The 17,716-nt window shown below is 50.6% G+C and carries 14 protein-coding genes; 3 read left to right on the top strand and 11 right to left on the bottom strand.

From position 1 onward, the window contains the following. Nucleotides 1-37: 37 nt before the first annotated feature. Both C0081_RS15570 and C0081_RS15575 read right to left on the bottom strand, forming a co-directional pair. Nucleotides 38-724, bottom strand: a complete 687-nt coding sequence (locus C0081_RS15570; protein WP_101534745.1) for a ChrR family anti-sigma-E factor — start codon at nt 722-724, stop codon at nt 38-40. Next, nucleotides 721-1,422 (bottom strand): sigma-70 family RNA polymerase sigma factor, encoded by a 702-nt coding sequence (locus C0081_RS15575; RefSeq protein WP_210200522.1) that lies wholly within the window; start codon nt 1,420-1,422, stop codon nt 721-723. Before C0081_RS15575 ends, C0081_RS15570 begins: the two co-directional genes overlap by 4 nt. Before the next feature lie 31 nt (nt 1,423-1,453). Between C0081_RS15575 and C0081_RS15580 the strand changes: the two genes are divergently transcribed. From C0081_RS15580 to C0081_RS15590, 3 genes are read left to right on the top strand one after another with little or no spacing between them, the layout of a single operon-like run. Next, a complete protein-coding gene (locus C0081_RS15580; RefSeq protein WP_101534746.1) occupies nt 1,454-2,797 on the top strand; it encodes an NAD(P)/FAD-dependent oxidoreductase in 1,344 nt (447 codons plus the stop codon). Continuing rightward, complete coding sequence (locus C0081_RS15585) at nt 2,794-3,642, top strand: DUF1365 domain-containing protein (RefSeq protein ID WP_101534747.1); 849 nt, start codon at nt 2,794-2,796, stop codon at nt 3,640-3,642. Before C0081_RS15580 ends, C0081_RS15585 begins: the two co-directional genes overlap by 4 nt. Next, a complete protein-coding gene (locus C0081_RS15590) occupies nt 3,639-4,901 on the top strand; it encodes an SAM-dependent methyltransferase (RefSeq protein WP_210200523.1) in 1,263 nt (420 codons plus the stop codon). Before C0081_RS15585 ends, C0081_RS15590 begins: the two co-directional genes overlap by 4 nt. A gap of 58 nt (nt 4,902-4,959) precedes the next feature. Here the strand turns inward: C0081_RS15590 and C0081_RS15595 are convergent, their stop codons facing one another. The 9 genes from C0081_RS15595 to C0081_RS15635 form a co-directional block, all read right to left on the bottom strand. Beyond that, nucleotides 4,960-5,412 carry a nuclear transport factor 2 family protein gene (locus tag C0081_RS15595; RefSeq protein ID WP_101534749.1) on the bottom strand — a complete coding sequence of 151 codons (453 nt, stop codon included), beginning with the start codon at nt 5,410-5,412 and terminating at the stop codon, nt 4,960-4,962. Further along, nucleotides 5,409-6,158, bottom strand: coding sequence for an SDR family NAD(P)-dependent oxidoreductase (locus C0081_RS15600; RefSeq protein ID WP_101534750.1), 750 nt, complete (start codon nt 6,156-6,158; stop codon nt 5,409-5,411). Before C0081_RS15600 ends, C0081_RS15595 begins: the two co-directional genes overlap by 4 nt. A gap of 111 nt (nt 6,159-6,269) precedes the next feature. Then, complete coding sequence (locus tag C0081_RS15605; protein ID WP_101534751.1) at nt 6,270-7,097, bottom strand: aldo/keto reductase; 828 nt, start codon at nt 7,095-7,097, stop codon at nt 6,270-6,272. A gap of 177 nt (nt 7,098-7,274) precedes the next feature. After that, nucleotides 7,275-8,333: a transglutaminase family protein gene (locus C0081_RS15610; RefSeq protein WP_101534752.1), complete on the bottom strand. Its 1,059-nt coding sequence runs from the start codon at nt 8,331-8,333 to the stop codon at nt 7,275-7,277. Between the two features lie 24 nt (nt 8,334-8,357). Next, nucleotides 8,358-10,982: a circularly permuted type 2 ATP-grasp protein gene (locus C0081_RS15615; RefSeq protein WP_210200524.1), complete on the bottom strand. Its 2,625-nt coding sequence runs from the start codon at nt 10,980-10,982 to the stop codon at nt 8,358-8,360. A gap of 507 nt (nt 10,983-11,489) precedes the next feature. Further along, complete coding sequence (locus C0081_RS15620) at nt 11,490-14,870, bottom strand: transglutaminase family protein (RefSeq protein WP_101534754.1); 3,381 nt, start codon at nt 14,868-14,870, stop codon at nt 11,490-11,492. Nucleotides 14,871-14,967: 97 nt separating this feature from the next. After that, on the bottom strand, nt 14,968-15,969 hold the full coding sequence (locus C0081_RS15625) for an alpha-E domain-containing protein (protein WP_180966923.1): 1,002 nt from the start codon (nt 15,967-15,969) through the stop codon (nt 14,968-14,970). Further along, nucleotides 15,966-17,387, bottom strand: coding sequence for a circularly permuted type 2 ATP-grasp protein (locus tag C0081_RS15630; protein ID WP_245417967.1), 1,422 nt, complete (start codon nt 17,385-17,387; stop codon nt 15,966-15,968). The genes C0081_RS15625 and C0081_RS15630 overlap by 4 nt, the downstream gene beginning before the upstream one ends. A gap of 44 nt (nt 17,388-17,431) precedes the next feature. Then, on the bottom strand, nt 17,432-17,668 hold the full coding sequence (locus C0081_RS15635; protein WP_101534757.1) for a hypothetical protein: 237 nt from the start codon (nt 17,666-17,668) through the stop codon (nt 17,432-17,434). Nucleotides 17,669-17,716 lie beyond the last annotated feature (48 nt).

Below are 17,716 nucleotides of genomic sequence, written 5' to 3' on the forward strand. Positions count from 1 at the left end.
TGTAGTGTTTGTGTGGGAGGCGTTTTCTTTTGGTTGCCTAAATCCCCACCATGGGCTGTATCATTCGGCTGATGATGCTTTTGAATTCCAATGGTGCATCGGTGACGGCAAGACAGATGCATTCTTCGTCTGTATCTGCGACCGGCTGGTGATCCAATCCGTCATCGGCTTCTTGAATGTCTCCGGCAGCATATCGGCCGGTCTCATCGCAAAATGACCCCTTGAGCACCAAGGTCATTTCCGAGCCATGATGACTGTGTTGGGGTGTTACAAAGCCAGGGGAAAGCTTGAGCAGTCGGACTTTCTCACCCTCACTTGGTGTGATGGGCAAAATGAACTGCCGTATTCCCGGCCCAACAATCTTCCAACGAACTTCATCCAGTCCATGACCGAGCACGTCGCGCAACAGTTGGGGTGTTTTTTGGCGGTCAGACCCCTGGGCGTTCGCGACCGAAGGCATTGAATCTGGTTTTACTTGAGTTGCATCAGCGGACTCATCCAGAGATTCGATTTCTGCGATCAGATCATCGAAGTTGAGTTTCGATACGAGCCGTTCGTCCAACTCTTCGATTAGGGCTCCGCCCAGAGCTTCAGCTTCTTGAAGGCGGGCCGAGCAATGTGGGCACGTTTCCAGATGGCAGTGCACCACCATGGCTTGCCCAGCCGAGAGGGAGCCCGCGGCATATCCCAAAATCATTTCGTCGCTTAAATGGTGATTGATCATGTTTCCAACCCCGCAAGAATGGTGCGTAGCTGTTTGAAGGCCAGGCGTATTCTGGATTTAACCGTTCCCAATGGAAGCGATAGATGTTGCGCTATCTCGGAATGGCTTAAATCCTTAAAAAAGGACAGGTGAATGATTTCTGATTGATTTGCGGGCAGCAGTGCAAGAGCGTCTCGCACACGATGCCCCAACTCGGATTCAAACACGGTTTGAGATTGACTTTCTTCTGTCACCAAGACGGTGGAGAAGAATTGCTCATCTTTATAGATGAAACTTTTTTCTGACCGGAAGCGGTCGATGCGCCGATTACGGGCGATTGTAAAGATCCATGTTGAGGCGGCTGCTTTTTCAGGATTGTAGGTATGCGCCTTGCGCCAGACTTGCACAAAGGTTTCCTGTATCAATTCTTCTGCGACTTCCTCATTGGTTCCAATCTTTAAAAAGAAGGACTTCAAGCGCGGAGCGAAATGCTCAAACAGGGCACGAAAAGACTTTTTACAACGGTCTTTTCCTAGCACCACGAGCAGGTCTTTGAGTTGTTTGGCGGTCAAGTTCTGCCCCCCTATAATCTCACCTGCTCTAAGCTGCATTTTTTTCATCGGCTTGTACACCCGTTGATTGAATTTGACCTTGTTACGCATGTAAAATGTGGTTGGATCACAACGGGTATGGGTGATCCAAATTTCAGAATTGCGCATATAAGGTCAAAACAAACACAGGACTTGCTCAATGCGTATCGCAGTAATTGGAAGTGGAATCTCGGGACTGTCTGCAGCTTGGTTGTTATCCAAGACGCATCATGTCGATCTGTTTGAAAAAGACAATCGGCTGGGAGGACACGCCAATACCCAGACCGTTGAGGTAGAGGGGCGCGCTGTTGCGGTCGATACCGGCTTTATTGTTTATAATGAGCCAACCTATCCCAATCTGACTGCTTTGTTTGAGTATTTGGGTGTGGAAACGGCACCGACAGATATGTCTTTTGCGGTGTCGTCCGACAATGGTCGGAAGGAATATGCAGGATCGAGCTTAAGTGCGCTTTTTGCTCGACGCTTAAACATGATCTCCCCCTCCTTTCTGATGATGCTGTGGGACATTCGCCGTTTTTACAAGTACGCTCGACTGGATGCCGCAAAAGCGCGTTTTCAAGATTACTCTCTGGCTCAATATCTGGATGAGAAAAACTACAGCGCTTGTTTCCGTCAGGACCATTTGCTGCCGATGGGAGCGGCGATCTGGTCTATGCCCTCAGAACAGATGCTGGCCTTTCCATTTTGTTCTTTCGTCCGTTTTTGCGACAATCACGGGCTGTTGCAAGTTCGGGATCGCCCGCAGTGGCGCACGGTTGTTGGTGGGTCGATCGAATATGTGAATCGCATGGCCAAGGGGATATCGGGTGAGATTTTGCTCAATTCCTCCATCACCGCTTTGTCGCGCAAAGCCGGTTCGGTGACACTGAATATGCGCAATGGTGATGATCGAAAATACGATCATGTCATTCTGGCTTGCCATTCTGATCAGGCGTTGCGTTTGTTGAAGGCGGGAGATGAAGGGGCCACGCCGTACGAAGTCCAGATCCTGTCAGACATCAAATATCAAAAAAATGTAGCCGTTTTGCATCGAGACCCAAGTCTCATGCCAAAACGCAAGAATGTCTGGTCTGCCTGGAATTATATGAAGTCGGAAGGCGAAGCACAGGACAAGCTGTGCGTGAGTTATTGGATGAATGCTTTGCAGCCGCTCAATGCCGGTGGCGACCTTTTCATAACCCTCAATCCGACCCACCAACCAAAACAAGGGGATGTGTATAGAACCTATATTTATGCACACCCCATTTTTGATAGGGAAGCTGCAGTCGCGCAGAAAAAGATATGGACGATACAGGGCCAGCGCAGGACATGGTTTTGTGGAGCCTATATGGGTCATGGCTTTCATGAAGATGGTATTCAGGCGGGTCTGGAAGTGGCCGAGCGCCTTGGAGGTGTCAATCGCCCTTGGTTGGTTTCCAATCCTTCGGGGCGCATGTATTTCCCTGAAACCACCGAGTTAGACAGATTAGAGGCTGCGGAATGAACCAGGCCAACTGTCCGTCACACCAAGATCCCTTTCGATGTTACAAGGGAAAGGTTTTTCACCAACGCCATGATACGGTTCAACATCGGCTCTCATATGATGTTTTTTCGGTCTGTCTTGATTTAGGCGACGCAGAAAACACGTCCAAATCAGTGCCATTTTTTTCCTACAATGGGTTCAACCTGTTCAGCATTCAGGCAAAGGATCATATGGACGCGGGCTATGATGATCTGCGCCTGTTTGTTCAGGGTATACTTGCCCAGAGCGCTCTTTTCAATGCTGGCGCCCCTTTACCAGAGCGTATCGAAATGCTCGCTTACCCACGATTTTTAGGGAGGGCATTCAATCCTCTGACTGTTTTTTTCTGCTATGACGCTCATGATGAGTTGTCCGCCATTCTTTACCAAGTGCGCAACACTTTCGGTGAGCGTCACCATTATGCTTTTGGTATTGCTGACGGGTCTGCATCATCTCATTATCATAGTTGTGACAAAAAATTTTATGTGTCCCCCTTTATCGAAATGGAGTGTCGCTACAACTTCCGTGTTGATGTGCCCAGAGACACTGTTGCGATCATCATCAATCAAACCCAGCACCAAAAACCATTGTTGACTGCGTCTTTCAGCGGTAAAAAAATGCCTGTGAGCGCGTGGTCTATGCTTGGATTATCTTTTTCCTATTTTCAGATGGGGTGGAAAATTCTGGCAGCCATCCATTGGGAAGCACTAAAGCTGTGGTTCAAGGGTGCTGTTTACCAAAAACGCCAAGCACCTCCGTCTAGCCCTGTAACGTCGATTTTGCCCGATCCAATGCCCGGCCCGATTAGCAAAGGGGACTTGTCGTGACCCATCATCCAATGCAAGCCAAATCACAATCAGCACTTTCTAAGATGGATGCGCAGTCTTCCAAGAGGTCCCTGCAAGACAGGGTATGGCAAGCCTTACTAACTCGGATGCTGTCCGGCCTCAAAGGTGGAGCGCTGGTGGTCTCGTTGCCCAGTGGCTGTCATTTGACGTTTGGTGAGAGCGGTTTTGCTCCCATTGTCATATCCGTTACGTCGAACCGTCTCTTGTTCAAGGTGTTTTCGGGCAATCCATTGGCATTGGCCGAGGGAAACTTACAAGGCTATTGGTCCTGTAGTGATCAAGTGGCTCTGTTTATTTTGCTTCAGAAAAACCGGCATATCCTTGATCGAGCCCTCCGGTCCGATTGGCTGACACGGCTAATGGCCAAATATCAGCATAAGGGCCGCAGCAATACGCGCACCGGTAGCCGCCGAAACATTGCCTTTCACTATGATCTGGGCAATGACTTCTATCGGTTGTGGCTGGATGAAACCATGACTTATTCCGCAGCTTATGGTCTGAGCGGAACCAGCCAAGATGATCTGGTTCAGGCCCAATTGAAAAAACACGCGCGCGTATTGGAACTGTTGGATCTTGATTCCCAGAGCTCTGTTCTGGAAATCGGTTGCGGTTGGGGCAGTATGGCTTTGACCGCCGCAGCAGCCGGACACAAGGTTAAAGGTGTGACCTTGTCACGGGAGCAACTTGCCTTTGCTCAAGACAAAGTGATTCAAAAGGGATTGGCTGAGCAGGTCGATCTGTCGCTGACCGACTATCGCGACGTGGCTGGCGTTTATGATGGCATTGTCTCGATTGAGATGATTGAAGCGGTTGGACAGGAAAACTGGCCAGAATATTTTCAAAAAATCAGACAGAGCCTAAAACCGGGTGGGCGCGCGGTGATACAGGCGATCACCATTGCAGATGATCATTTTGATCACTATCGCAACAACGTGGATTTTATTCAGCATTATATTTTTCCTGGCGGATTCTTGCCATCTCCTCAAGGATTGGAAGAAGAGGCTGCCAAACAAGGCTTGCTGATTAAGCAGCAGGAGTTTTTTGGCGCGGATTATGCGCGCACTTTGGCCCACTGGAGACAAGCTTTCCTTTCCCATTGGCCCGAGATTGAAGCATTGGGCTTTGATGCACGCTTCAAGCGCATGTGGCTGTATTACCTCGATTATTGTGAAGCGGGTTTTTGGCAGGGTTCAATCGATGTGGGCTTTTTTGTTATTGAAAAGCCAGCCAATGGCTAATCGGCTGCTAAAGCAGCGCTGACATATGGCGTTCCTCGCTATATGTCAGTGTCATCCGTCAAGTCTTGGAGATACTGGCCTTGCGTATAATTGCTCGAATGATACGTCCCAGAAAGGGGAGTTTGGCATAAAAATGTTTGCCAGAATCCCAATAATCAAAATGGGAAGAAATAAGGCCTTCTTGATTGAAATGAAGCTCGGTCATGCCGCGAAATTTCCAGATGCCGAGCGTGGGTTGGAAGCATGAAAAATCCCAACGCATGAAGCAAATATCGCCTGACCAGATTATGTCGAGAATCATAAATCTCGGATTCTCGACATCCTTATGCATCTTTTCAAGAATGGCAATCACATTGCCTAGCCCTTTGGTGTCATTGAAAGGATCTGTAAAATGAACATCAGCACTGAGTATTTCGCTGAGGCCATTATGCTTATCAGCGGATAGATTTTGAAAGAATGAGGCGTAAGCATGGGCGGTGGCCTCGCGCTTTTCCTGCTGATTGTTGCTCATGATGCAAGCCTTTTGGTCAATTTGAAATAGAGCGCATAAGGCATTTTTTGAAGAATTTTCAATGATATAGAGAGAGGCCATGGGAACGCTATTTCAAATTTTCCACGCGCCAGCCCGGTGGAGATTTTGTCGGCTGCCTGCTCTGGTGATAAAAGAAATGGCATGGAAAAGCTGTTTTTGTCTGTCATCGGAGTTTTAACGAAGCCGGGGTTTATGAGGCTCAGCTTGAGGCCGAGCTGGTCATAATCTGGTTTAAGCGTCTCACATAGATTGATGAGGGCAGCCTTGGTTGGTCCATAGAGCGCCGCATTGGGCAAGCCGCAATAACCAGACAGGGATGCAATGATTGCCAAGTGTCCATGTCCACGTTTGGTAAATTCAGGCGTGATGGCCTCAATGAGCCCAACCGCGGCCAGATAATTGGTCGCCATGTGGTTGTTGGCGTCTTTATGCGTCAACACGTCCAATCCACCGGGTCGATAGGTCGCCGCAGAAAAAATCACTAAATCCGGTAACGAGCCTGTTTGGTTGAATTGCGCAATGGCATGATCGAACGCACCTGCATCTTGTACATCCATCACCAGACTGGATATTTTGTGGCCACTGGATGCCAAGTCGTCCAAAGTCTCAGCATTGCGGGCAGAGGCGGTGACACGCCATCCATTTTGGTCATATTTTTTGGCAAGAGCCGCTCCGATGCCGGAGCTGGCGCCGATGATCCAGACATGTTTGATTGATTGGTCCATACTACCCTCTTTGCCTTTGATACGGCAAACGGGTGTTTTTGGATCTTATGATGCAACGGGCCAGTCTGCTTTCCCATTTCATGGTTGGCTGGCCCGTAAAGCTGATTTTCCCTACGTCAGTTTGAAGACACTGGGGTCTGGTCCTGTCCTCAAGCCAATGTCCAGTGATTTGATGGCGGTCATTTCATCGTCGGTCAATAAAAAGTCGAATATATTGATATTCTCGGCCTGACGCTCGGGGCTAACGGAGCGCGGAAAGACAATATGTCCAAGCTGAATATGCCAACGCAAGATCACTTGAGCCGGGGTTTTCCCTGTCCGCTTTGCCGCCGTTGTGATGGGGTCAGCGTCAAAGGACTGGCCTTTTCCAAGAGGGGTCCATGCCTGTGTGAGGATGCCGTGTTTGGCATTTGCAAAGCGTGTGTGCTCTTGTTGCAGTTTAGGATGGACTTCGATTTGGTTTACAACGGGCGTTTCACCGGTTTCTCTGATGATGCGATCCAAATGATCTTCGTTGAAATTGGAGACGCCGATGGATTTGATAAGCCCCTCATCGCGTAGCTTAATGAGGGTTTGCCATGTCTCGACATAGAGATCTTGGCTAGGAACGGGCCAGTGAATGAGAACCAGATCCAACTGGTCAACGCCAATGGTTTTCAGGCTACGCTTCACAGAGATGCGGGTGTTATCTTTGCCATGATCCTTGTTCCAGACCTTGGTGGTGATGTAGACTTCGCCACGCGGAATACCGGAAGCACGAATCCCCTCTCCCAAGCCTTGCTCATTGCGGTAAATATAGGCACCATCAATCAGTCGGTACCCTGTTTGCAATGCGTTTGAGACAACATTTGCTGTGGTCTCGGGGGGTACATTCCAGATCCCAAAGCCGAGTTGTGGGATTGTTGTGCCGTCCCTCAGTGTGATGTTTGGAATAGTCATTCAGTCTTCCCCCCTTTTGCACCATTTCTGGGCATAATTTACGGATTTGTTGTTTACAATAAATCCGACTATGTCCAGAAGACAAGGCGTGTTTTGAATTCCCGATGGATGCGGGGAGGATATGCACCGGGAGTCTACACGAAAGGGACATAAGGCTGTTTTAAAGCGCTATTGCGGTCAATAGGTGCGGTCGGCGGTCACCGGTTGCGTGGGTGTGGTTTGCGTTGATGGCTGGTTTTGCGTCTGTTCCTGCGCACGCTCTTGATCTTGTCGTTGGGACAACTGGTTCGCAACCGCTAGCGCAGCCCCTTGTGCTTGGCTTTGAGGCGGCTGAGGATTTACGGACGGTCCGATTTCATTGCCCTTGCTATCAATTGGCATAACATCGACTGAAACGTCGACAAAATGGCTGCCGCCACCAAGGATGATGCCGGAAATTGGGCTGACATCTTCAAAATCACGTCCTACAGCCAAGATGACATGCTCATCGGAGATCATTTTATTGTTGGTCGGGTCAAAGTCTACCCAGCCTGCCTCCGGACACCAGACCGAAATCCATGCATGGGATGCATCTGCGCCAATCAAGCGCGGCTGCCCCTTGGGCGGATAGGTCCGCAGATAGCCAGAGACATAGCGTGCAGGCAAACCCAATGCGCGCAGGCACGCCAGTTGCAAATGGGCAAAATCCTGACAGACGCCACCCTTGAGCTCAAACACCCGTGTGACGGGCGTGGAGGCGTCGGTGACGGTGCCATTATATTCATAGTCTGTGAAAATGCGTGTGGTCAGGTCGTTCACCGCCTCGAGCAATGGGCGTCCAGGGATGAAGGACTGCGCTCCATAGGCTGCGATGTCTGCAGTCGGCGTGGTGAATCCGGAATAACAGGCGAATTCTGCTTCTGTTGCATATTTGGGTTCGCGCATCATGTCGCGCACCATTTCCCATGACGCAACGGACAGGGCAAGCGTCTTGCTTTGATCGCGCTCGACGGTAATCACACTGGTTGCTGTGATAGACAGAATGTCGTGGTCATCTTCTATCGACAAATGCGCTGCTGGATTGCCAAAATAGTCCAGAAAATCTTGCTTTTGCGCAGGAACAGGCGAGATCAATAGATCATGGCTTTCCACAATTTGGCCTTTGGTCTGGCGCGGAGCGAGGTGGACCAGATGGTTGGACTGGGCCACGGAATTGGCATAGCGATAATCCGTTTTGTGCGTTATGCGATAGCGCATGCGGAGTGTGGCCTCTGTTTACCGTTAGATACGATGGGGTTTATCTTCGGTGTGAGTGAAGTAGCGTCGGGTCAAAATTTCGGTCAGTTGTGGCAGTTTTGACATTTGATTGTCGAGCAGATTTTCAAGCTGGCTTTTTTCGGTAATCACTTGCTCTATGTCTTTGCTCTCGTCCATTTGTGGGATGTGAGACAGCAAATGCCCTTCAGCCAATTGGATTTCTGATAAAAGTGCAAGGATAAGGCGGTTTTCCTCACTGCGGAGGCCCATTTCTGGCTCCATCGGCAAGGAATTGATATGATCGGACAGGGCTGCAATCTGGAAAGCGATGGAGCGGGGATTGGCCTCATCGAGCAAAAGAAGATCAATAACTGCGGGCAACGACGGCATGATCCGGTAGCGTGAGCGATAGGTGATGAAGCTGTCTGCGACCTCGAGTATAAACATCATTCTGCGTGTGGAGTCGGTTGCCATGCCCGGAGCAAAGACCAGACGGCTGAATAGCCCAGCCAGATTTTCGGCTCGTTCAACCCGACGGCCGATGTCCAGAAAACGCCAGCCATAATTGCGGGTCATGTTTTCCATCGCCATGCCAGAGAAGGCCGCGAGGCTCATCAAACCTTTGTCCAACAGGTCTATCACTTGTCCTGAATGCACAAACCCGGGTTCTTTGTGCCAACGCCGGTCGGTAAAGAAGTCGTTGAGGATACGCCATGCTTCCGAGGACATGCGATCGCGTGTCAGACCGGATAAGCGATGCATATGGTAGACACTTTCCTGAAAGCCGTGGGTGCGATTTTTACCATAAAGAATGGTCCGCACCAGCCGTTCGATTTCATTCATGCCACCAAATCCGGCATCAAAAACCGGGGCTTTGGGGGCTCGCAGGATCAGGCTGTTCAGAGCCGAAATGACCGTTCTTTGGTCTTCCTCGGGGCCACTGTCTTCGTCAAGGCGACTGAGGGCCTGACGGCAGAGGCGGAATTGCCATTCAATGCGTTCGACGTTGCGGCCCAACCAGAATAGATTATCAGCGATGCGACTTTGCAAGGAGCGTCCGGCACGAGAGTATGCACCCGCTTTATCAAGCGTTGGCCAAACGCTTTCAAAGGGAGCCAGTTTGGTATCTGAGGCGATCCAAACATCGCGGGTCAGGCCTTCTGGTGCAAACAGGCCAATTGCTTGAGTTCCTCCAACCGACATCGACAGACCACCGGGCATGACTTCGTAGTTTTGGGATTTGCGGGACGTAAAGAATCGGACAGCAAAGGGGCGCGGTTCGAGACTTTGCCCTGTCCAGCTGGGCGTTGTAGCAAAGTCGAGCTTTTGCTCGGCAACCATTGTCTTACCCATGAGGGACATTTTCTGGACCAGAGCGGTCTTGTCCTGTTCGGTCAATGTGGCCCCATCGATTGCGGGGCGCACCTCACCTGGTCTTCCTGAACCTTCGTGTGCATCTGTAATCAGCATCTGATCCAGGTTTTTCATAACGTGCAAAACAGATGCAGGGTCACCCAGCCACCAACGAGGGGCTTCGCGTAGCATCAGATCTTCACCCAATAGATATTGGCTAATAGGCGGCAAATAGGGTGCAATTGCACGGTTTTCGACGATTGCTGTTCCCAATTCATTGATCATCTTGACGCCCATGCTGCGCACTGCGCGCACCATGGATGTGGCTCCGTCAAACCCGTCAGGGTTCAGCTCCAATGGGTCGGCTTTGGCGCCTTCGATGGACCGGACGATTAGATCAATTGGTTTCAGGCCCGCCAAGGTTTTCAGATGAACTTGATTGTTTTGACAAACCAAATCACCACCTTCCACCAGCAAATAGCCTAGATAGCGGGCAAGATAGGCATGGGAGAAATAGTCAGGATGCTCGGGCCCGGGTGAGAGGATGGCAATATGCGGATCCTCCAGCCCTGATCTATCGATGAGCGTGTTCTGCAATTGCTGGAAATAGGGAGCAAGGCGTTTGGCATTGCTTTGACGGAATAGATTGCCTTCGCAATGGGTCAAACTGATCCGGTTGGCCACGGCAAATCCTACACCGGCAGGCGTTTCGGCGTGATTGTCCAACACGCGCCATGTGCCGTCTGCCCCTTTGGCCAAATCAGCAGCAAAGAACTGAAGACCATTAAACATGCCTTTGTGGCCATGCATGGCACGTAAGTAGCTGGGGTCGCTAAAAACCAGCTCGGCAGGAAGATAGCCCTCCTGAATCAGTTTGCGCGGACCATACAGATCGGCGTTAATGGCATTGAACAATCGGGCGCGCTGGGACAGCGCTGTCTGAAGCCATTGCCACTCATCCGGTGCGATAATCAATGGGGCAAGATCGATGGACCAAGGCTGTTTGGCTTCATAAGGATCGGCAAATAAATCAAAGGCAATACCGGTTTCACGAACCACCTGATTGAGCTTTTCAAAATGGGAGGCGCGCTCATCTTCTGTCCATGTCGAGAAGGCATGAAACCACTGTTGCCAATGGGGCAAAACAGCGCCTGAAACATCCATCATTTCATCATGGATACCCGGCAGCGCCTGATAAAGCATGGATGGACTTGATGGTTTGACGCGTTCGCCAAGCGCCGTCCCGTCGCTGGATGATTTCGACTCACCTGCCATCTTTGCCTGGTCCAATTGCATTCTGTCTCCGCAGGTTTGCCATTCTAGAGCATGCCCTACGATCTTTTCATCGTAGGGCATGCGCCGAGTTTTTACTCATGTATCCTTGCCAGAAACCCCATGGTTGGTCTCTCGGTATTGTTCTGGGATACGCTTTAAGTCTGAGTATATCGCATCACTCCCATAATGGTTCCAATTCTTTATTGGCACCAATCGGATGCGTGTCCGGTTCCAGACTCCAAGCTACAGCTTCTAGCATTGGTTTAATGAAAATACAAAGACAGGGCTTTAGAACTTTTACCTATATTTGAAAGTGGCTGAAATTATTGAGAATTTTGTTCCAAATTACTTGTTTTAACCACTTGGAGACAAAGCCTCGGTGAGGCAATTTGGGGAACTCTTTTTTGGGAATGTGCGCCCTTATTGGGGCAATTACCTCTGATTTGTTGCGGTTTGGCCCAATGTGGAGGGGGCTTGAAGTGGGCAAAGGCTCCTGTTCGGCATTGCATTCGAACAGGAGCCTCGATTTTATCGCACAGATGCCAAACGTAGGTCGAGCGTGTGCGGGAATTCAGGATTTTCACCCAAACGGATAGGATCCACATAGCCCGGCGTGTGACCAATGGTTTCAAAGCGTGACAAGCGACGGCTTTCAGCTTCATAGGCATTGATCGGGAAGATTTCATAGCCCAAACCACCCGGATGGGCCACATGATAGCGACAGCCACCCAAGGACCGCATATTCCATGTGTCCAACAAATCGAAAGTAAGCGGTGTGTGGACTCCGATCATTGGATGCAGACAGGAAGGTGGTTGCCAAGCGCGATAGCGAACGCCGGCAACAGCTTCGTCTTGTCGACCCGTGCGGTGCAGAGGAATGGCCACTTCATTGACAGACAAGACATGTCGGTCGGGATTGAGGCCCGTAACCTTGACTTGTACCCGTTCAAGGGAGCTGTCTACATAGCGGGCGGTACCACCGACAGCACCTTCTTCGCCTAAAACATTCCATGGCTCCAGAGCCTGACGCAGTTCGATTTGCACTCCATCATAGGTGACTTCGCCGTGACGAGGGAAGCGGAACTCGAAGTGCGGTGCGAACCAGTCCTGATCAATCTTCAGTCCATGGTTGGAAAGATCTTTTAGCACGTCGTTGAAATCTTCGCGGACATGGTGGGGCAACATGAACTTGTCATGCAACTGGGTGCCCCAGCGAATCAATTTGTTGCGATAGGGTTGCTCCCACAACCGAACGACGATCGCACGCAGCAGCAATTGTTGAGCCAGCGACATGCGCGCATGGGGCGGCATTTCAAAAGACCGAAACTCAACCAAACCAAGACGACCAGTAGGCCCGTCTGGTGAAAACAGCTTGTCGATACAAATTTCGGCGCGGTGAGTGTTGCCCGAAACATCAATCAGCAAGTTGCGGAACAGGCGATCAACCTGCCAAGAGGGAATGAACCCTTCGCCGGGCAGAGGCACCTGTTTGAGGGCAATTTCCAGTTCATAGAGATTTTCGTGGCGTCCCTCATCGACGCGCGGGGCTTGCGAGGTTGGGCCAATGAAGGTGCCAGAGAAAAGATAGGACAGACTCGGGTGGTTTTGCCAATAGGTGATCAGGCTGGCTACCAGATCGGGACGACGCAAGAAGGGGCTGTCGGAAGGGGTGATTCCGCCCATGACAATATGGTTGCCGCCGCCTGTGCCTGTGTGCCGGCCGTCGAGCATGAATTTTTCAGTTCCCAGACGCAGCTTATGGGCTTCCTCATAGAGGATCTGGGTAATTTTGCTGGCTTCTTTCCAATTGGACGCCGGCTGGATGTTGACCTCGATAACCCCTGGGTCGGGTGTAACCTTGATCACATTGAGGCGCGGATCGAACGGTGGTTCATAGCCTTCGATGTGGACCGGTTGCTCCACTTCTTTTGCGGCAGATTCAATGGCAGCGACCATTGCTGCATAATCTTCGGCATTGTTGAGCGGTGGCATGAAAATACACAGATGCCCATCACGCGGTTCAACGGTGATCGCGGTGCGTACATGGCCGGAGACCTCATTCATCGGGATGAATGTGGAATGCTCGGTATCGTGCCACTGCGCTTCATTTTCAGTTTCGAGCAACGAGGCTGGATCTGTTTTTTTCAGTTTGGTCAGCGGTGTGAAAGGTTTACGGCGATCTCTTATCAAGGCCTCACGGGCAGGCAGAGCAGCATGGGCTGCATGCGGGTCCAGTGGGATGACATGGGGATATTGCACTTCGGAAACAAAAGGCAACGAACCCAGTGGCAGACGGAAGCCAACGGGAGAATCTCCGGGCAAGATATAAAGCCGCTCACGGCGCAATTTCCAGACTTCAGACATCCATGACCGGCCATAGACTTCGGAATTCCACGCCTGAACGGGAAGAACAAAGCCCGCTGGAGTGGATAGGCCCTGATCAAACACCTTGACGATGCGGGCTCGCTCGGCGGGGTCATCGATCTTGTTGTCTTTGGTATCGACATTGACCGGCAGTTTTTGTTCTACCAGTGCGAAATGGCCCGGATCTTCATAGGCAGGCAATACGCATTGCGGATCGATCTTCAGATTCTCGGATAATTTATAGATAAAGCGCTGCGCGACTTTGTGGTCTGCGGCCTTTTTGGGTTTTTCGGAATCAATCAGGCTGGAATCTTCCCACAAGGGCTCGTCATCTGCACGCCAATAAAGCGCAAAGGCCCAGCGGGGCAGTTGTTCGCCGGGATACCATTTGCCTTGACCAAAATGCAGCAGGCCACCTGGTGCAAAACGATCTTGCAATCGGCGAATGAGATTTTCAGCAAAGACACGCTTGGTCGGGCCGACTGCTGCAGTGTTCCACTCTTCACCTTCCAGATCATCGATCGAAATAAAGGTTGGCTCGCCGCCCATCGTCAGGCGCACATCACCTGCCTCCAAGCGTTTGTCAACCTTTCCACCCATCTTGTTGATGGCTTTCCATTGCTCATCTGTATAGGGCTTGGTGACACGAGGGCGTTCGAAAATACGCTGGACGTTCATTTCGAATTCAAATTCGACCTCGGCCTTTTCATGGCCACCCGAGATGGGGGCCGCCGACATCGGATTGGGCGTTGCTGCCAACGGGATGTGGCTTTCGCCGGTTAGCAAGCCGGAGGTTGGGTCAAGCCCAATCCAGCCAGCGCCGGGGATATAAACTTCTGTCCAAGCGTGCAGATCGGTAAAGTCGTGGTCGGTGCCTTCCGGGCCATCCAATGGCTTGACGTCCGGTTCGAGCTGGATCAGATAGCCTGACGTGAATCGGGCCGCCAGTCCCAACCGGCGCAGGACATGGACCATCAACCAGGCACTGTCGCGACAAGAACCAGATCCTTTTTCCAGTGTCTCTTCAGGTTTCTGTACGCCCGGTTCCATGCGGATCAGATAGTCGATTTTCTGCTCGATCATGTGATTGATCTGCACCAGCACATCAATCGTTTTGATTTCTTTGTCTTCATAGATCGGTTTGACGTCTTCGACCAGCTTGGCGAGCAAAGGTGTCGTCTCGCCCTGTTCAAGATAAGGCGTGAGATCCTTCTTTTCACCGTCTTCATATTTGAAGGGATAATATTCAGCGTCTTCCTCAATGAAAAAATCAAAGGGATTGATGATGCTCATTTCAGTGACCAGATCGACAGTCACCGAGAAATAGTCCACTTTTTCAGGGAAGATGATGCGCGCCATGAAATTGCCAAAGGCGTCTTGCTGCCAGTTGATCCAATGGTCCGCCGGTTCGATCTTTAACGAATAGGACTGGATCTGGTTGCGCGTGTGCGGTGCGGGGCGAAGCCGGATCATTTGCGGGCCCATGCGCGTTGGTCGGTCGTAGGTGTATTTGGTCTTGTGGGTCAGGCCTGCATGGATGGACATTGTGACTGCGCCTTTGGTTTTTGGGCCTTGAAGCTGTGCCCGTAAATTTCAATTGGAGGCATATCGCACTGCGATGGATCGGTGCATCGCGTGCGGGTTAAGCCTGACGTTGGACTTGCTCTTGTTCAGATTGAACAGACTGTTCGCCGTGGCCAAAGAAAGAGCTCCCAAGGCTGCTGGTGACGGCGATGAGGTGGTTTTGAACCTTGTCGTTAAACCCGTGGAATTTTTGCTGTAAATCGGGGTCTTTTGACGCTCCGTTCAGTTCATTCATAAGCATTTCAACTTCTTTATAACTTTGCTCGACATGGTTTAGGTCAAACTCATCGTCGAGGTCGTTGAGCATATTTTTTATTTCGCCGATGCAATGGGTCAATGAGCGCGGGAAGCTCTTGTTAAACATCAGGAAATTCGCTACTTTTTTAGGGTCCAGATGGCCAGATTCTGTGCGCTGGAAGGCGTGATATGCCTCAAAAGAATGCAACAGCAGTTTCCAGAATTCCGGGTCTGCAGTGGTTTCTGAAGGTTGGAATTTATGTTGTGCAGCAACCTGTGCCACTTTCACATCAAGCAGGCGGCTGGTTTGGTCTGCGCGTTCGATCCAGAGGCCCAACTGATAAAAACGCCAACCTGCATCGCGAAAATAGGTGCCTTCGGTGACGCCCATAATCGCGTCACAGCGACGAGCTATGGTCTCGCAAGTGCGAGACAGTCGCTTTGCATCGATATCTCTATCACCCAGGTTTTTCAGGTCATTGTATGAGACGTTGACATAGGACCACATGGAAACCGAAATGAGAGGCCTCAGTAGACGGGCATTTTCGCGCGCGGCCCACAGGCAAGACAGGATTGACCCCGGATTCTCACGATCCGTGATGTAATAGCGCGCAACATTTTGCGCTGTCATTGTGCCATAATTCTCGTCAAAACGCTTTTCATCGACATAAAGAGACAGGATCGCTGCCCAATTCTCTTCATTGGATTGGTCTTGCCAAAAACTGGCTTGAACATTGAGTATACGGGCAAGGCTTGCGGAGCGTTCGACATAACGGGCGAACCAGAAGAGAGCCTCTGCGTAACGGCTGAGCAGCATCGTCATGATTTCTCTCCTTGCTTGCTGGATTTTGTGTCCTCTGCCAGCACCCAAGTATCCTTGGTGCCCCCCCCCTGGGAAGAATTGACAATGATCGATCCTTCTCTGAGTGCCACGCGTGTCAAGCCACCGGGCAGTACCCATGTGTCCTTGCCGGTGATTGCATATGGTCGCAAATCAACATGGCGGGGAACCAGATCTGTTTCACCCAAAGTGGGACAAACAGAAAGCGAAATCATAGGTTGAGAGATGAAATTGGACGGGTTCGCAATCAAAGAGGCGCGCGCTTCTTCCAGCTCGGCTTTTGATGCCTTGGGGCCTACGGTAATGCCATAGCCACCCGATTCACCAACCGGTTTGACAACCAGATCGGCCATATTATCGAGTGTATATTGAAGGGCATCGGCTTCGCGACAAATGTGGGTCTCGACATTGGCCAGAATTGGTTCCTCATCCAGATAATATTTGATGATGCGTGGCATATAGGCATAAACTGCTTTGTCGTCTGCAACACCGGTGCCGATGGCGTTGGCAATTGTCACATTGCCAGCACGCATGGATTTGACCAAGCCTTTCACACCGAGCATTGATTCGGGGTTAAAAGCTTCGGGGTCCAGAAATTCATCGTCGATGCGACGGTAAATGACATCAACTCGGCGTGGTCCGCCGATGGTTTTCATGTAGACCGTGTCATTATCACAAAATAGATCGCTGCCTTCGACAACGGGTACGCCCATTTCTCTGGCAAGAAAAATATGCTCGAAATAGGCCGAGTTGAACATTCCTGGCGACATAACGACCACTTGCGGCTGATCTTTGTCGGCGCAGTTGACTGGGGCGGTTTCGACCAATTTGGTGAATAGGTTTTGCCCGTAATTGGACACTTTTCGCAGTTTGAGATTGGCCAGCAAATCGGGGAAAGACCGCTCCATCAAGAGACGGTTTTCAACCACATAAGACACACCGGATGGAGATCTGACATTGTCTTCCAACACGAGATAATTGCCTTCGTTATCGCGGATGATGTCGGTGCCAGCGATATGACTATAAACCCCACAAGCGGGCTCAAAACCGATCATTTCCTTTCGATAATTGCTGTTGCCCAAAACCAGCTCTGCGGGAATGATGCCGTCTTTGATAATGTGCTGATCATGATAAATATCATGCAAAAAGGCATTGATCGCAGCGACCCTCTGAACCACACCTTGGTCCAGTGTTTTCCATTCTGGTGCGGTGATGACGCGCGGTATGATGTCAAACGGCAGAACCCGGTCGATCACATCCTTGTCGCTATAAACGGTAAAGGTGACGCCGAGGTCAAAGAGCTCTAGGTCCGCGTCTTTGGACCGCATTTTCAAATCTTCAAAATCGGCAGATTCGAATCGGTTCCATATGTCGACCAGTTGCGCGCTGCGATCTGCCATTTGACTGGACATTTCGCAGTAAAAAGCGTGTGGGTGGTAATTACTCACGCGATACACCTTCCCATTGGTGCTTCAGTCACTCGTGTTAACTGCTTTTTCCGCTGCTGCTCTACGGTCTTTTGAAGTGCTTTTTGCTTTTCTGTTATTGGGCGAGCCTGCTTTTGTTGGGAAAAACGGTCCTCTCGAGCTCGAAGCGATACTAAACTAACTGCAAGAATACATTCTACAGCAAATTCTGGACCAAGAGGCTTAGTAGAAATAAAGCCTGTTACTTTCAACATGTTATGTCGTTTCAAGGGATGCAGCCAATAGACTTAGGGGATTTCCCG

The sequence above is a fragment of the Cohaesibacter celericrescens genome, from assembly GCF_002866925.1.
GTDB lineage: Bacteria > Pseudomonadota > Alphaproteobacteria > Rhizobiales > Cohaesibacteraceae > Cohaesibacter > Cohaesibacter celericrescens.

What these genes read in the sequence shown, in the direction of transcription:
- C0081_RS15625 (WP_180966923.1), bottom strand. Translation starts at nt 15,969, where the DNA reads ATGACGATGCTGCTCAGCCGTTACGCAGAGGCTCTCTTCTGGTTCGCC.
- C0081_RS15605 (WP_101534751.1), bottom strand. Translation starts at nt 7,097, where the DNA reads ATGACTATTCCAAACATCACACTGAGGGACGGCACAACAATCCCACAA.
- C0081_RS15570 (WP_101534745.1), bottom strand. Translation starts at nt 724, where the DNA reads ATGATCAATCACCATTTAAGCGACGAAATGATTTTGGGATATGCCGCG.
- C0081_RS15630 (WP_245417967.1), bottom strand. Translation starts at nt 17,387, where the DNA reads ATGGCAGATCGCAGCGCGCAACTGGTCGACATATGGAACCGATTCGAA.
- C0081_RS15620 (WP_101534754.1), bottom strand. Translation starts at nt 14,870, where the DNA reads ATGTCCATCCATGCAGGCCTGACCCACAAGACCAAATACACCTACGAC.
- C0081_RS15600 (WP_101534750.1), bottom strand. Translation starts at nt 6,158, where the DNA reads ATGGACCAATCAATCAAACATGTCTGGATCATCGGCGCCAGCTCCGGC.
- C0081_RS15580 (WP_101534746.1), top strand. Translation starts at nt 1,454, where the DNA reads ATGCGTATCGCAGTAATTGGAAGTGGAATCTCGGGACTGTCTGCAGCT.
- C0081_RS15585 (WP_101534747.1), top strand. Translation starts at nt 2,794, where the DNA reads ATGAACCAGGCCAACTGTCCGTCACACCAAGATCCCTTTCGATGTTAC.
- C0081_RS15595 (WP_101534749.1), bottom strand. Translation starts at nt 5,412, where the DNA reads ATGAGCAACAATCAGCAGGAAAAGCGCGAGGCCACCGCCCATGCTTAC.
- C0081_RS15610 (WP_101534752.1), bottom strand. Translation starts at nt 8,333, where the DNA reads ATGCGCTATCGCATAACGCACAAAACGGATTATCGCTATGCCAATTCC.
- C0081_RS15635 (WP_101534757.1), bottom strand. Translation starts at nt 17,668, where the DNA reads ATGTTGAAAGTAACAGGCTTTATTTCTACTAAGCCTCTTGGTCCAGAA.
- C0081_RS15575 (WP_210200522.1), bottom strand. Translation starts at nt 1,422, where the DNA reads ATGCGCAATTCTGAAATTTGGATCACCCATACCCGTTGTGATCCAACC.
- C0081_RS15615 (WP_210200524.1), bottom strand. Translation starts at nt 10,982, where the DNA reads ATGCAATTGGACCAGGCAAAGATGGCAGGTGAGTCGAAATCATCCAGC.